The sequence below is a fragment of the Deltaproteobacteria bacterium genome (assembly GCA_026712905.1).
Lineage (GTDB): Bacteria > Desulfobacterota > Binatia > UBA9968 > JAJDTQ01 > JAJDTQ01.
Map to the genome: position 1 here is coordinate 1 of JAPOPM010000218.1, position 13,768 is coordinate 13,768.

Here is a 13,768-nt window from a genome sequence, read left to right on the forward strand (position 1 = left end):
AGGTGAACCTCAAGGGCGTGTTCATGTGCTGCCGCGCCGTCATCCCGGTCATGAAGGAGCAGAAGTCCGGGAAGATCATCAACATCGCGTCGGGGACCTTCCTGAACGGCACCAGCAACATGCCGCACTACACCAGCTCCAAGGGTGGCGTGGTGGCGCTGACCCGGGTCATGTCCCGCCAACTCGGCGACTGGAACATCAACGTGAACTGCATGACTCCCGGCTCCACCATGAGCGAGGACGTCATCACCGACGAGATCCGCAAACGCCGGTCGGACAGCGCCGGCCGCCGGGCCTTCAAGCGCATCCAGGTGCCCGAGGACGTCACCGGCACCGCGCTGTTCCTGGCCAGCGCCGACAGCGACTTCATGACCGGGCAACTGCTGGTGGTGGAGGGCGGCGGGATCATCCACTGACCAGGTGAATTCCCCGCGATTCGGCCGGTCAATGGGCGAATCCTGATGCGGCACAGGCAGGGGGCGTCAGCCGCCCTCAAGCTCCGTGTCCCACAACAGCTTGAGAGTCTCGCACGACTCACCGATCTCGCCGCGGGCCCGCTCCGGCGGATAGCCCAGGCAGTTCGAGACGTAGCGCACGCCGTCGATGAGCCGGTCACGGTTGCGGTGCTGGTGGCCGTGGACGTGGAGAACGGAGCCCAGCGCGCGGAGCTGGGCCTCGATCCGCGTGCAGCCGGCTACCCGGCTGAAATTGAACCGGACGGCGCGCGCAGGAAGCGCGGGGGGCGTGGTCGGCGAGCGGAACATCACCTCCTGTCTGGGGAGAAAGTGGCTGAAGGACAGGACCGGCGCGTCGTATTCACGGCCGAGATGCGGCTCGTTCATGTCGAGAAAATGATCGGCGACGGACAGACCCTCCGGCCATCGGGTCAGAACTTCATCGGCCCACATGGAGAGGCCCGCGTCGTCGCCGTCCCTGGGGACGTAAAGGCTGGCGGGGCCTTGCTCCGGCTTCACGTACCACGAGAACAGCGGCACCACCCAGGCTCCGGGGTCGGCCGGGCCACGGGACACCTTGGCAGGTTTCGTCTCCACCCCGAGCTCCGCGCACAACCTCAGGATCTTCTCGAACTTGGCCACCGAGTTGCCGGACTCGCCGCGCCGCACCCATAGCTCGTGGTTTCCCGGCACGAAGAACACGTGAGCGAACTTTTCGCGCACGCCCCCGAGCACCCGTGCCAGCCGGGAAAGATCGTCGGTCACGTCTCCGGGCAGCAGCAACGTGTCACGCTCATGGCCGTGGGCGCACAGCGCCTGGATCAGGGCCATGTTCTGCGGGTAGTCCGCGTGCACGTCGGATATGGCGAAAATGCGCATGGTGTGTCACGACCGCCCCCTCGTCCGACGGCCGTCCCTCGAAGCTCCCCGTAAAATATCGCACACCGGCGCTAAAGTCTCCCGCCTCCCGGACGATTCCTTCTTACAGGAGCCGGGAACGTGGTGGACCCGGCATGGTCGGACGGTTTGCGCGAAGGAGGTGCAATCATGCGCAAAGGTTTGGAAATCAGTTGGCGCCGCGTATTCGCCGCGATGGTATTCGGTCTGGTGCTGGGCACGGGATATCCCGCATGGGGACAGAGCGTGTTCATCAACGAGGTCCACTATGACAACGCCGGCACCGACGCGGAGGAAAGCCTGGAGATCGCTGGCCCGGCGGGCACGGACATGAACGGGTGGAAGCTGGTGCTCTACAACGGCAAGAACGGCCGGCCGTACCGCACCGTTTCCCTGGAGGGAGCCATCCCGGAACAACAGGGCGGCTACGGCGCCCTTTCGTTCCCGGTAAGTCGCATCGAGAACGGCTCCCCGGACGGAGTCGCCCTGGTCAACCCGGGCGGCGAAGTCATCCACTTCATGAGCTACGAGGGGGGCTTTACCGCTACCGCCGGACCAGCCGAGGGCCTCGCGGCCGCGGACATCGGTGTGCGCGAGTCCAATACCACGCGGATGGGCTATTCGCTTCAGCTCAAGGGCTCGGGCCATTCCCTGGCGGACTTCACCTGGCAGGGACCCGGACAGGCCACTCCCGGCGTCGTCAACGCCGAACAGACATTCGTCGCTCCGCCCGGGGAAACCACCGACGGCGGCCGCAACGGCGCCGCGCCGGTGGAGGTAGTGAAGGAGAGCCGCTGAGTCCCCGGCTTCTCCTCGCATAGCCGGAGGTCGGGCTTTCCCCACGACGGCGGACACGCCCGACCTCCGTGGCTTCCAACCCCCCGAAGCGGCATCGGGCGGGAGCCCCCGGTGTTCGGAAGCGCGTCGGTCGGACCGGAAAACGGTTTGACTCCACGAAGGACCGCGGTTAAGTGTTTCTTGACGGGTCGTGGAGACAGAGCCACGAAATCGAACGCAGGAGGTGATCAAGGGACATGGCCAAATTTCGCATACAGCCGCACGGCAGGCTCCAGGAATGGGTCGCGGAGGAGTTGGACTACTTCACGGACGAGGGACTCGACTACGAGTTTGTCTTCGGTATCGTTTCCCAGCAGTCCGACAAGCCCAAGGAAGTTCGTCACGGCGCCCTCGAGGACATGAAGGACGGACGATCCTGCGAAGTCAGCTCGGCTTGTCACTGGATGGTCAACGTGGCGGCCACGGGACAACACGGACGCATGTGGGGACACGCCTACTCGGTGACGCCCTCGGGCATCTTCGTGCCGCCGGAGTCCGAGATCCGCAAGCCCCGGGACCTCGCCAACGTCGACATCGCCGTGGGCTATCACTCGGGCAGCCATTTCTCGGCGCTGCAGGCGCTCGAACCGATCCTCGACGACTCCGAGGTCAAGCTGCAGTTCGCCGGCCGTCCGCTGGACCGCATGGCACGGTTGCTGGAACGCGACGTTCCCGCGGGCAACGTCTTCGGCGCACCGATGTACGTGCTGGAGCAGCAAGGGTTCCGCAGGATCGTCGATACCACGTTCATGATCGGTTTCCTGCTGGAGCCGGACGCGGACGAGGAGAACGCGAAGAAGTACTTCAACGCGCTGCAGCGCGCACAACGCGCCATCGACCTGGAGCCGGAGCGCTACCGGCACTACCTCTTGAAGGAGATTCCCGAACGCTACCACGAACTGGTGGACGTCCGTGCGATGGGCGTGGGCGAGCGCATGGTGTTCGAGCCCTACACGCAGGAAGTGTACGAGAAGACGCACCGCTGGATGGCCACGCGGAACCTCTTCGGCGCGGACACGCCTCTCGACGAGCCCTACGAGTCGGCGGTGGCGCTGTAGCGCACCGATTCCCGCCAACGGACGGCAGGCCGCGCCCGCGGGGCCTGCCGTCCACCGATCTCCTAGCAGTTGAAACCGTAAAACGTCTGCGGGTTCTGGGCCAGAATCTGCTTCTTGTCCGCGTCGCTCACATCTTCCCTCTCGGTGAAGGTGGCGACGCTGTTGGGCCAGCTCGTGTCCCAATGCGGATAGTCCGACGCGTACAGCAGCTTGTCGGTGCCCACGCGCTCCATCACGTAGGGAAGCGTGGTTTCTTCCAGCTCGAAGGCATAGTAGAACGCTCCGCTCTTCATGTATTCGCTGGGTTTCCCCTGGAGCAGCGGCGCTTCGCGCGAACCGCGGATCTCGAACTCCTCGTCCATCCGGTCCATGAGGAACGGCACCCATCCGCAGGAGGCCTCCATGGCCGCGACGCGCAGCTTGGGAAACATCGTCGGCACGCCCGCGAAGATGAGCCCGGTAAGGGCTGCCATGCACTCGAACGGGAAGGCCAGCGTGTGCACCGCGATGAACTGTCCGAAACGCCCGTGCATGCGCTGTGACGCGCGGATGCCGCCGTGGATGGCGAGGCCCACGCCCAGCCGCTCCACCTCCTCGTAGAACGGCCAGTAGCGCCGGTGGCCGATGTCCTCGTCCAGCACGTTGGTGGGCAGCATCACGCCCACGTGCCCCAACTCCTCCACCGCCCGGCGCGCCTCCTTGACCGCTTCGTCCACGTCCTGGAGCGCGACCAACGCGACGGGCTTCAGGCGCGCCGCGTCGGAGGAGCAGAAATCGCTGAGCCAGTCATTGTAGGCGCGGGCGATGTCCACGGCCAGGTCCACCTCGCGCATGGCGCTCAGCGAGATGCCGCGGGTGCTGAAAACCGCCTGCACGTCGATGCCGTCGGCGTCCATGTCGGCCAACTGGACCTTGGGGTCGTTGTTGTCCTTGCCCAGGGTGCCGCCGAAGCTCCGGTCCCACGCGTCCCGGCTCCACAAGAGGCGCCCGCGGTTCTCCGGCCTCAGGTACGGCTGCAGCATGTCCTGGGTCTCGGTCACGTGACCGTCGGAATCGATGACGAAATAGCCTTCTGCCATGTGTTCGCTCCTTTGATGCGATGTGCCAGAGCGGATGTTATTGCACCGTTCCACCCGATGCAACACGGCGGCTTCTCCTCTTGCACCGCATGATCGGGACGCAGTAGAGTCGCGTTCTCGGACCGTGCCTGCATCCGAGGGACACGACGGGCTTTTGGGAGGATCTCATGGCCATCAACGCCGACGCGATCGCCGTGCCGGACACGGACTACAGCCTTATCGACTCCGACGCACACGTGGTGGAGACGGAACGGACCTGGGAGTTCATGGACCCGGAGGATGAGAAGTACCGCCCGGTGCTGGCGCCCCATCCCACCGACCCGCACGTCCAGTGGTGGATCATCGACGGACAGGCCCGCGGCTTGCGGTTCGTCACCCTCACCGAGGAGGAGATGGCCGAGCGCTCCCGCGAGCAGGGTCGGGACCTCGTCACCCCCATGGGCTCGCGCGAGGACGACGTGGAGCGGCGCCTGCGGCACATGGACCGCCTGGGCATCGACGTCCAGGTGGTGTTCCACACCCTGTGGACGGTGCCCACCACCGACCGGCCCGAGGTGGAGCTGGCGCTGTGCAAGAGCTGGAACCGTTGGGTCGCGGACATGTGGGAACGGGGCAACGGACGGCTCCGGTGGTGCGCGGTGCTGCCCTTGATGAGCATGGACGCCTCGCTGGAGCTGCTCCACTGGGCCCACGAACACGGCGCCGTGGGCGTAGCCATCCCGCCCATCCTCGGCCGCCGGCTGCCCATCGATCCCTACTTCCACCCGCTCTACGAGGAGGCCCAGGGCCTCGGCATGGTCATTGCCACGCACATCGGCAACGGCAACCAGGACATCGTCGACATCACGCGGCCGGCCTACGACCCCAACGCCTTCGGCCTCATGCGCTTCCGCCTCCTGACGGCCGGCTCTTGCGAGGGCCTGCTGGAGAGCCAACTGCCGCTCAAGTTCCCCGACCTGCGCTGGGCCTTCATCGAGGCCGGTTCCATGTGGTTGCCCTGGATGCTCCACGAGGCCAAGCGCCGCAGCCTCCAGCGCGGGACGCCCCTGCCCGACGACGTGCTGAAGGAGTTCAACATCTTCGTCACCTGCCAGAACGACGATCAACTCGCCTACACGTACGACTGCGGGCCGGACAACATCGTCATCGGCAGCGACTACGGCCACTACGACGGCTCGAGCCAGATGGACGCCCTCCGCGTCATGCGCGCGCGCACGGACGTCGACGAGGAGGTGAAGCGCAAGATCCTGAACGAGAACCCCAGGAGGCTTTGGCGGTTGTAGGGAAGACCGAGTGCACGGCGATCAGAGGCGCGTCGTCTCGATCTCCAGTCCCAGGACGTGCTTGCCGGCCAGCTCGTAGTTGGTCAGGCGCACCTGCTGGTGCTGGCTGATGACGTGGAGGTCCTGGAAGATGCGCTGGATGGCGTTGCCCTCGAATACGGCGGTGGTACCGGAGAGATTGTAGAGGGTTTCCACCGCCTGGATCGCCTGCCGGATGCAATGGGTGGCGGCCAGGCGCAGGCCGAGGCGCCGGTCCAGGGTGAGGGGGTTCGGCGACACGGCCTCCGACCAGAGGGCGCCGGCGGCTTCCCTGATGTAGGCCCGCCCCGCCGCGAGCGACGCCTGGATCTGCCCCACCGCCACCTGTACCGGCGACTGGTCCCGCAGCATCGCCTGCATGGCGTGGGGCGTCTTGGCCCCGGCCAGTTCCAGGAACGCGTCCAGGCACGCCTGAGCCGCGCCCAGGGAGAGCGCGGCGTCACCCGAGGCGAACAGCAGCACCAAAGCGATCTTGTACAGCGGACCCGACTCGCGCACGGGACTTCCGAGCTGCCGGATCACCCGCTCCTCCGGGACGAAGGCGCCGTCCACGATGAAGTCGTTGGTGCCGGTGCCGCGCATGCCGCGCACGTTCCAGATGTCCACCACCTCCACTTCCGCGGCCGGCACGAACAGGAACTTCTGCACCCGCTCGCCGTTCGGCTCCGGAAGCCACGCGCGCGCGGCGAACCACGACGCGTGCAGGGAGCCGGAGCTGAAGCGATGGCGGCCGGTGACCCGGTACCCACCCGGCACCGGCACCGCCTCGGCCGTGGGCATGGACGTGTTGGCGACCACGCAGCGCGGCGTGTCGGTCCAGATTTGCCGGGCCACCTCGTGCTCCATGCGCGCCGCATAGGTGGCGAAGATCGAGCACTGGTTCACCAGCCACGCGGTGCTGGCGTCGGCCCTGCCCACCTCCTCCATCACGTCCACGTAGGCCGGCAGGTCGATCTCGACCCCCTCCAGGGACCGCGGCAGGCCGAGCTTGAACAGGCCGGCGTCCGACAGCGCGTCGAACAGCTCCCGCGGCAGTTCGCGCTCGGTCTCGATCCGGTCCGCACAGGCGCGGATTTGCGGCGCCAGCGACCTGGCCGCCTCCAGCATGGAATGGTTCCTGGATGACATCAGCGGTTGCCCTGCCCTGCAACTTGTTCCACCCGCGCACGGGTGTCAACTGAGCATGAGCCGGGGCAGGGTCAGCACCAGCGCGGGAAAGGCGATCATGACCGCCAGGTTCAGCATGTCGAGCAGCACGAAGGGAAAGCAGCTCTTGTAGATCTCCACCATGGAAGCGTCCGGCACCACCCCCTTGAGGACGAAGAGCTGCAGCCCGAAGGGCGGCGTCGTGTTGGCCACCTCCATGTTGAGCAGCATCAGTATGCCGAACCAGATGGGATCGAAGCCGAGCTGCGCGGCCAGCGGGAAATAGATGGGCACCGTGATCATCATGATGGAGATCTGGTCCACGAACATGCCCAGGACGAGCACGATGAACATCATGAACACCAGGATGACGACGGGCGACGCCTGAAACCCCGCCACCATCTCCACCAGTCCCCGGCTGGCCCCGGTGAACGCCAGCACCTGACTGAAGGCATTGGAGGCGAGGATGATCATGAGCACGATCACGGACACCCGCACGGTACTCATCACCGACTCCGCCAAGACCTTGAAGGTCAGGCTCCGGTACATGGCCGCCACCATGGCCGTCCCCAGCGTGCCCAGTGCCGCCGCCTCGGTGGGCGTGGCCACGCCGATGAAGATGACCCCCAGGACCATGAACACGATGATGCTCAGGGGCAGGAGGTGCAGCACACTGATGAGCTTCTCACGGGTGGACACGCGCGCGACGTCATAGACCGGCGCCGATTCGGGGCGCAGCTTGGCACGGACGACGATGTAGACCGCGTAGAGTCCCGCCATGAAGAGGCCGGGGGCGATACCGGCGATCAGGAGCTTGCCGATGGAGATCTCCGCGAGGCTGCCCAGCAGCACGCCCATGGCCGTGGGCGGAACGATGGCGGCGAGACCGCCGGCCGCGGATATCGGCCCCACCGACATCAGGTAGCTGTAGCCCCGGCGCCGCATCTCCGGCACCAGCGTCGTTCCCAGCATGGCGGTGGTGGCCATGCTCGAGCCGCTGAGGGTGGAGAACAGGGTGCCGCCGCTCACCGCCAGAAGACTCAGCCGTCCGGGGATGCCGCCGATCCACTTGTCCAGGGCATCGAGGGTGCGCACCGCGACCCCTGACCGGAACATGATCTCGCCCATGAGGATGAACAGCAGCACCGGCGCCAGCACGAAAGTGGCGAGGGTGGCGAAGGCGCTGGTCACGATGAGGCGCAACGCCGGAAAGCCGCCCATGAACAGGTACAGCCCGCCGATGTTGATCAGGAGGAAGGCGAACGCCACGGGCGTGCCGGCCACGAACAGGACCATCAGCACGCCGAGCATCAAGGCGAGGACTTCGTACCACTCCATGGCGCGCTCAAAGGGAATCCTGGCCCAGGGGACCCGATTCGTCCGGAACCGGCTCGCCGCGTCGCAGCACCCCGACGTTGTGCCACGCCTGACGCAGGAACTCGATCACGAGCATGAGGCTCCCGACGCAGATGGGAAGAATGAGCGGCCAGCGATAGACACGCCAGGCCCTCAACTCGGCGTGGCCGCCCAGATAGGAGTCCCAGGTCTCCAGCGCGCCTTCCCACGCCATCACGGCGGCCGTGGCGGCCGCCACCAGCGACACTAGAATGCCCAGTATCACGCGCACCCTGGGCCGGAGCCTTTCCACCACGATCTCCACGCGCGTGTGAGCGCGGTCGCGCAGCACCCAGGGCGCCCCCAGGAAGGTGATGTAAACCAAGGAATATTCGGTGAGATCCACCGCCCAAATGGTAGGGCTGTTAAAGAAGTAGCGCGCCACCACCTCGTACAGCACCGAGAAGGTCACCGTCGCCACCAAGAGCCCCGCCAGGTAGGCCGTGCCGTCCAGCAGCGAGTCCCAGGCCCGCTCCAGTGTCACTCCCGCACCTTCCTGCCGGCGCGCGCGTTACCGGTCTTCCAGGCCGCGGGCCAGTTCCCGGATCTGCTTGCCGTACTCCGGCGAGTTGGGCAGGTACTTCTTCCAGGAGGACTCGTACGCCATCGTGCGGAAGCGCTTGGCCTCGTCGCCCTTGAGCTCCGTGACCTTCATGCCGTGCTTGTTTACCAGCGCGTCGAGCTCGTTGTCGATGAGCTTCTGGAAGTATCCCGGCGTCCATTTCTCCACCGCGACGATGGAGTCCGTAATGACCTTCTGCTGGTCCGGCGCAAGCTTGTTCCAGGAGTCCAGGCTCATGTACAGCCACGTGCGCACCGTCCAGAAGTACGGCTTGAGCATGCAGCAGACTTGCTCGTAGAGCTTGTTTCCGAGGGTGCCGATGACCGGCGAGAAATACCCGTCCACGACCCCGCGTTCAAGCGCGTTGTAGACCTCCGGCCAAGGCACCTGGATCATGGTGGCGCCCAGGGCCTGTCCCAACGGCAGATAGGTCGGGGTGCTGCGCATCTTCTTGCCCTTGAAATCGTTGATGCTGCTCACGGGCTTCTTGGTGAAGATGGCGAAACCAACGGGTCCGGAGGTCAGCCCCAGGAACTTGACCCCCGCCCTTTTCTGGACGATGCCGTCGAAGAACTTGGTGACGCCCGCAGCGCGCAGCTCGGCCGTCTTGCCGACAAAGTATTCGAGAAAGACCCCTTCCGGAATCTTGGCCGAATCGTATGCGCCGGCACCGTTCAGGATGTCCAGCACCCCGCGCTGCACCAGACCCAGCATCTCGAAGGGTGAGGAGATCTCGGGACCGCCCTTCCAGTCCACGCGCATCTTGCCACCGGACCTCTTCACGACCTCCTTCTGAAACTGCCAGAAGCCATTGTTGAAGTCGTTGTGCTTCTTCCAGGCGGTGGCGCCCTTCAGCACGAGATCCGCCGCCGGAGCAGCCGTCGCAACGAAAAGACCGAGGGTGAGCAATACAACGGTACCGCCAAGTGCCCTTCTCATGGATATTACCTTCCTTTCGTCGAGTCCCAGGATACGTGCCTGGTGCGCGGCCAGACTAGTATCCCTGTCGAAAGGCTGTCAAGGCAAAATTGTGGTTGGTTGTACGGCGTCCCCGCCGGGACTCGGCGGCGGCGTGAGCCTTCCGGAGAGATCCGAGACGCCGCGGCACGGGACAAATCGATGAAAACGGGAAGGCCCGTGAAGGAAGGGAATGGTGGCCAGGGACAGAATCGAACTGCCGACACGAGGATTTTCAGTCCTCTGCTCTACCGACTGAGCTACCTGGCCAACGTAAGAAAATATGGCCGAAATCGCGGGAGGCGTCAACCGAGGCGGCGCCGGACGGGGGTTTGCGAGGCCGGGCGGGCATCAGCGGCAATTCATGGTCGGCGCCGAGTCTTTTGTCCAGGCGCATCATGGGCTAACCTGCCACTCTGGACATCCCGCGCCTTGCCGCGCCCAACAACGAACCGCACCTCAGGAGGTTTCACGTATGACACTGCTGCTCAGCAACGAGGAAATCGACCAGATACTGACCATGGAAATGGCTCTCGACTGCGTTGAGCGCTCACAGCGGTCCCTGGAGGCACGGGAAGCGGTCAACAGCCCGCGGGTGGACACCCTCGCCCCCACCGTCGTGGGCGAGACCAAGGGAGTCTACAGCCTGAAGGCCATGAGCGGGCTATGGCCCGACGAAGGCATGGCGGCGCTGCGCATCAACAGTGACGTGCTGGTATGGCCGGAGGTGGCGGGCAACGTCCGGCGCGACCGGCTGCCGTCGGCGGACGGGCGCTGGAACGGGCTGATGCTGCTGTTCAGCATGGAGACCGGAGCGCCGGTGATGATCTGTCCGGACGGCTACATCTCGCGCATGCGCGTGGGCGCTGCCAACGGCCTGGGCGCTCGCTATCTGGCGCGGGAGGACGCCTCGGTCATGGCGCTGCTGGGGACCGGGTGGCAGGCGGGCGGGCAGTTGATGGCGCACTGCGCGGTCCGCTCCATCACCGACGTGAAGGTGTACAGCACCAACCCGGCGAACCGCGAGCGCTTCTGCCGGGAGCTGGCATCCCGGGTCGAAGCGCGCCTCACTCCCGTGGACTCCGCGGACGAGGCGGTGGAGGGGGCCGACCTGGTGGTGGCCGGGACCAACTCCATGGAGCCGGTGCACCAGCGAAAATGGCTGCGGCCCGGCGTGCACTACAGCGCGGTCAAGGTGCAGGAGATGGACTACGATTTCCTGGATGCCATGGACCGGGTCTTCCTGTTCTCCAAGAACCCCGCCAACATCCGCCCGCAGGTGTACCGGACCCCGGCCGTGGACACGCCGGAGGGTAGCGGAGGCTGGTGGGCGGAGCGGGACACACCGCTGTGGGAGCGGATCGAGGAGCTGCCCCAGGCCCTCATCGGCTCCGTCCCCGGGCGGCGGACGCCGGAAGAGACCACGGCATTCGTCAACAACGTCGGCCAGGGCCTCCAGTTCGCCGCCGTGGCCCAGCGGGTCTACCGCGAGGCGGTGGCCAAGGGCGTCGGGCGGGATATGCCCACGGAATGGTTCACCCAGGACGTGCACCCGTAGTCGCACGGACGCCGCCAATACAACATTCCCGCGGCAACGGGAACGACGTGGTCCCTGTCAGCGTTCGTCCTCGTACCAGTCGTCGATGGAGAATTCGGCGCCCATCCCGCGTTCCCTGGCCAGGGCCACGGCCTTGCCGCCGAGGGCCGCGAACTGGGCGCCGAAGCCCACGTTGTTGCAGAAGAAGGTGCTCTCCTCCTCGCTCTCCCGCGAGCGCGCCTTTCCGGTGATCACCTCCCCCAGCTCGGCATAGTCATCCCACGGCACGTCCTTCTCGAACGGCGCGAAACGCGGCGCCAGGGTCTCGCGCAGCACCGGCGGGGCGAAGTTCAGGCCCTCGTTGCAGCGCCCTTCCCGCATGCTCAGCACGGTGTAGTCGGCGCGCGCGAAGCTCGCCTCGTCCACGTCGCGGCCCGAGATGGCGTCGAGGTGCACCCCCTTGCCGAGCCACTCGCCGAAGAAGACCGGATCGATGGTGTTGGTGCACACGACGATGATGTCCACGTCGCGGGTGACCGCCTCCGGCGCATCCACCGCGACGGCGTCGAGCCCGAGGTTCTCCCGCGCGTTCCGGGCGAACCGCTCCCGGTTGGCCGCGGTCGGGCTGAACACCCGGATGGACTCGATGGGCCGGACGACGCCGAGCCCCATGAGCACCCCTTCGGCGAGCCATCCGGAGCCGATGATGCCGACACGGGACGCTCGCGCCGGCGCCAGGTATTGGGCGGCGACGCCATGGGCGCCGGCGATGCGCAGCTTCTGCAGGCAGGCGTCCTGGACCACCGCCTGGAGGTCGGCGGTCTCGAGGTCGAAGATCAGGTCGAAGGCGAGGAACTTGCCGTTCTTCTTGGGCACCTTGTCGTAGCGCTGGTTGTCGCCGATGCGCGGCCAGCGGTGCAGGTCGGGAAGAATGCGCATGCCCACGGAATCGAAGGCCGGGACGATGCCGTCCATGGTGCGCAGCTCGACGAAGGTCCCGGGTTCCGCGGTCTCCGCGAAGGTCTGGCTCCGGGTCCGGGTCACCGCCGTCCCCTCGGCGAGGCTGCGATAGGTCTCCCGCATGACCTCTACCGCCGTAGCCGGCGAGATGAGGTCCCTGACGTCATTGTTGGTCAAGAGAATGGGCATGAGCACCTCCAGGTCCGTTGTTGCGCCCCGTTTCGGAATTGCGGTATGGGTGCGAACGTCTCCCCGCAATGTCCATCCGCGCGGGGGCACTCGTCAATCAAGGAGGACCTCCGAATGATCGTAATCGATGCCGACGCCCACGTGGAAGAGTCTCCGGCCACTTTCGCCGACGCCTACCTGGATCCTGCCTTCCGCAAACGCAGGCCGCAGGTGGTCAACTCCGAGGGGCGGCTCTACTGGCGCGTGGAGGACCAGATCTACCCGCGCCTGTTCGGCCGCGGCTGCCACAACATGGGGACGCCGGCCCACTACGAGGGGCAACGTTCCTTCTATACGGCATCCAAGCCGGAAAGCATCGAGAGCATCGAGATCAGCCGACCGGAGGCGCGCCTCAAGGACATGGCCGACGAGGACCTGGGCGTGCAGGTCATCTACCCGAGCTTTTTCCTGGTCCATCCGCTGGTGGACGATCCCGATCTCGGTGCGGCCCTGTGCGGCTCCTACAACCGCTGGCTGGCGGACACCACGGGCTCCACGGACCAACTCCACTGGGCCGCGGTGGTGGATCTCGACAACGTTCCGGCCTCGGTGGCGCAGGTGCGCGAGGCCAAGCGGCTCGGGGCGGTGGCGGTGATGATCCTGGGCACCGTGGGCGAGCGCACCCTGGACCACGCGAGCCTCTTCCCCTTCTACGAGGCCCTGGCGGAGGAGGACCTGACGCTGGCCGTCCACGTGGGCTGGTCGTGTCCGCCCCTGAGCAACATGTACGACCACCTCTACCCGGGCACCATCATCCCGTTCCTGGTGCCGCTTCTCATGGGCTTCACCGCCATGATCACCGGCGGCGTGCTCGACCGGTTCCCGACGCTCCGGGTGGCATTCCTGGAAGCCGGTTGCCTCTGGGTCCACTTCCTCATGGACCGGCTGGAGCACCGCTTCGGCTTTACCACGCGATTCGGCAAGTCGATTCCCGAGGCCGCGCCCCGGGCCGCCGTATCCGCCGCGGAATACATGAGCCGGGGCAACCTCTTCCTCAGCACCGAGGTGGAGGACCCGTTGCTGCCGCAGGTGCTCGACCTCGTGGGCGACGACCGCATCGTGTTCGGCTCGGACATGCCCCACGGCGACCGCGACCGCTTCGCGGTGCGGGCCTTCCGGGACCGGCCGGACATCAGCGAAGCGGCCAAGGAAAAGATCCTCAACGCGAATCCCAAGCGACTGTACGGGATCTGATCGCGGCGCCCGTGTGAAGACGCCAACGCTCCCCCGAATCGTCATTCCCGCGGGACAGGCTGTATCAAAACGCCATCTGAGAGAGGCAACAACCCCCTGAATCGTCATTCCCGCGAAAGCGGGAATCCAGGGGTGGCGAGG

13 protein-coding genes and 1 tRNA gene are annotated in these 13,768 nt (G+C 66.0%); 6 read left to right on the plus strand and 8 right to left on the minus strand.

Annotation, left to right across the window (positions count from 1 at the left end; genetic code table 11):
- Positions 1 to 416, plus strand: a 416-nt coding sequence (locus OXF11_17935) for an SDR family NAD(P)-dependent oxidoreductase (protein MCY4488979.1), incomplete at its 5' end; no start/stop codon positions are given.
- Between the two features lie 66 nt (positions 417 to 482).
- Here the strand turns inward: OXF11_17935 and OXF11_17940 are convergent.
- A complete protein-coding gene (locus OXF11_17940) occupies positions 483 to 1,334 on the minus strand; it encodes a metallophosphoesterase family protein (protein ID MCY4488980.1) in 852 nt (283 codons plus the stop codon).
- Positions 1,335 to 1,502: 168 nt separating this feature from the next.
- Between OXF11_17940 and OXF11_17945 the strand changes: the two genes are divergently transcribed.
- Together OXF11_17945 and OXF11_17950 are read left to right on the plus strand one after the other, a co-directional pair.
- On the plus strand, positions 1,503 to 2,150 hold the full coding sequence (locus tag OXF11_17945) for a lamin tail domain-containing protein (GenBank protein ID MCY4488981.1): 648 nt from the start codon (positions 1,503 to 1,505) through the stop codon (positions 2,148 to 2,150).
- A gap of 236 nt (positions 2,151 to 2,386) precedes the next feature.
- Positions 2,387 to 3,247: a hypothetical protein gene (locus OXF11_17950; GenBank protein ID MCY4488982.1), complete on the plus strand. Its 861-nt coding sequence runs from the start codon at positions 2,387 to 2,389 to the stop codon at positions 3,245 to 3,247.
- A 62-nt stretch (positions 3,248 to 3,309) separates the two neighbouring features.
- Here the strand turns inward: OXF11_17950 and OXF11_17955 are convergent, their stop codons facing one another.
- Positions 3,310 to 4,326 (minus strand): amidohydrolase family protein, encoded by a 1,017-nt coding sequence (locus OXF11_17955; protein MCY4488983.1) that lies wholly within the window; start codon positions 4,324 to 4,326, stop codon positions 3,310 to 3,312.
- A 167-nt stretch (positions 4,327 to 4,493) separates the two neighbouring features.
- On the opposite strand from OXF11_17955, the gene OXF11_17960 reads away from it, so the two are divergent.
- Positions 4,494 to 5,609 carry an amidohydrolase family protein gene (locus OXF11_17960; GenBank protein MCY4488984.1) on the plus strand — a complete coding sequence of 372 codons (1,116 nt, stop codon included), beginning with the start codon at positions 4,494 to 4,496 and terminating at the stop codon, positions 5,607 to 5,609.
- 21 nt (positions 5,610 to 5,630) lie between these two features.
- Here OXF11_17960 and OXF11_17965 read toward each other — a convergent pair whose 3' ends face one another.
- From OXF11_17965 to OXF11_17985, 5 genes are all read right to left on the minus strand, one after another.
- On the minus strand, positions 5,631 to 6,755 hold the full coding sequence (locus OXF11_17965) for an acyl-CoA dehydrogenase family protein (protein ID MCY4488985.1): 1,125 nt from the start codon (positions 6,753 to 6,755) through the stop codon (positions 5,631 to 5,633).
- 66 nt (positions 6,756 to 6,821) lie between these two features.
- The gene (locus OXF11_17970) at positions 6,822 to 8,132 is read right to left on the minus strand and encodes a TRAP transporter large permease subunit (protein ID MCY4488986.1); all 1,311 of its coding nucleotides are present in this window, start codon (positions 8,130 to 8,132) and stop codon (positions 6,822 to 6,824) included.
- A 7-nt stretch (positions 8,133 to 8,139) separates the two neighbouring features.
- Positions 8,140 to 8,673 carry a TRAP transporter small permease gene (locus tag OXF11_17975; GenBank protein MCY4488987.1) on the minus strand — a complete coding sequence of 178 codons (534 nt, stop codon included), beginning with the start codon at positions 8,671 to 8,673 and terminating at the stop codon, positions 8,140 to 8,142.
- Positions 8,674 to 8,700: 27 nt separating this feature from the next.
- Positions 8,701 to 9,690: a TRAP transporter substrate-binding protein DctP gene (dctP, locus tag OXF11_17980; protein ID MCY4488988.1), complete on the minus strand. Its 990-nt coding sequence runs from the start codon at positions 9,688 to 9,690 to the stop codon at positions 8,701 to 8,703.
- 212 nt (positions 9,691 to 9,902) lie between these two features.
- Positions 9,903 to 9,978: transfer RNA gene (locus tag OXF11_17985), tRNA-Phe, on the minus strand.
- 205 nt (positions 9,979 to 10,183) lie between these two features.
- Between OXF11_17985 and OXF11_17990 the strand changes: the two genes are divergently transcribed.
- Positions 10,184 to 11,266, plus strand: coding sequence for an ornithine cyclodeaminase family protein (locus OXF11_17990; protein MCY4488989.1), 1,083 nt, complete (start codon positions 10,184 to 10,186; stop codon positions 11,264 to 11,266).
- Positions 11,267 to 11,323: 57 nt separating this feature from the next.
- Here OXF11_17990 and OXF11_17995 read toward each other — a convergent pair whose 3' ends face one another.
- The gene (locus OXF11_17995; GenBank protein MCY4488990.1) at positions 11,324 to 12,394 is read right to left on the minus strand and encodes a hypothetical protein; all 1,071 of its coding nucleotides are present in this window, start codon (positions 12,392 to 12,394) and stop codon (positions 11,324 to 11,326) included.
- A gap of 114 nt (positions 12,395 to 12,508) precedes the next feature.
- Here OXF11_17995 and OXF11_18000 point away from each other — a divergent pair, with 114 nt between their 5' ends.
- Positions 12,509 to 13,627, plus strand: a complete 1,119-nt coding sequence (locus OXF11_18000; GenBank protein ID MCY4488991.1) for an amidohydrolase family protein — start codon at positions 12,509 to 12,511, stop codon at positions 13,625 to 13,627.
- Positions 13,628 to 13,768 lie beyond the last annotated feature (141 nt).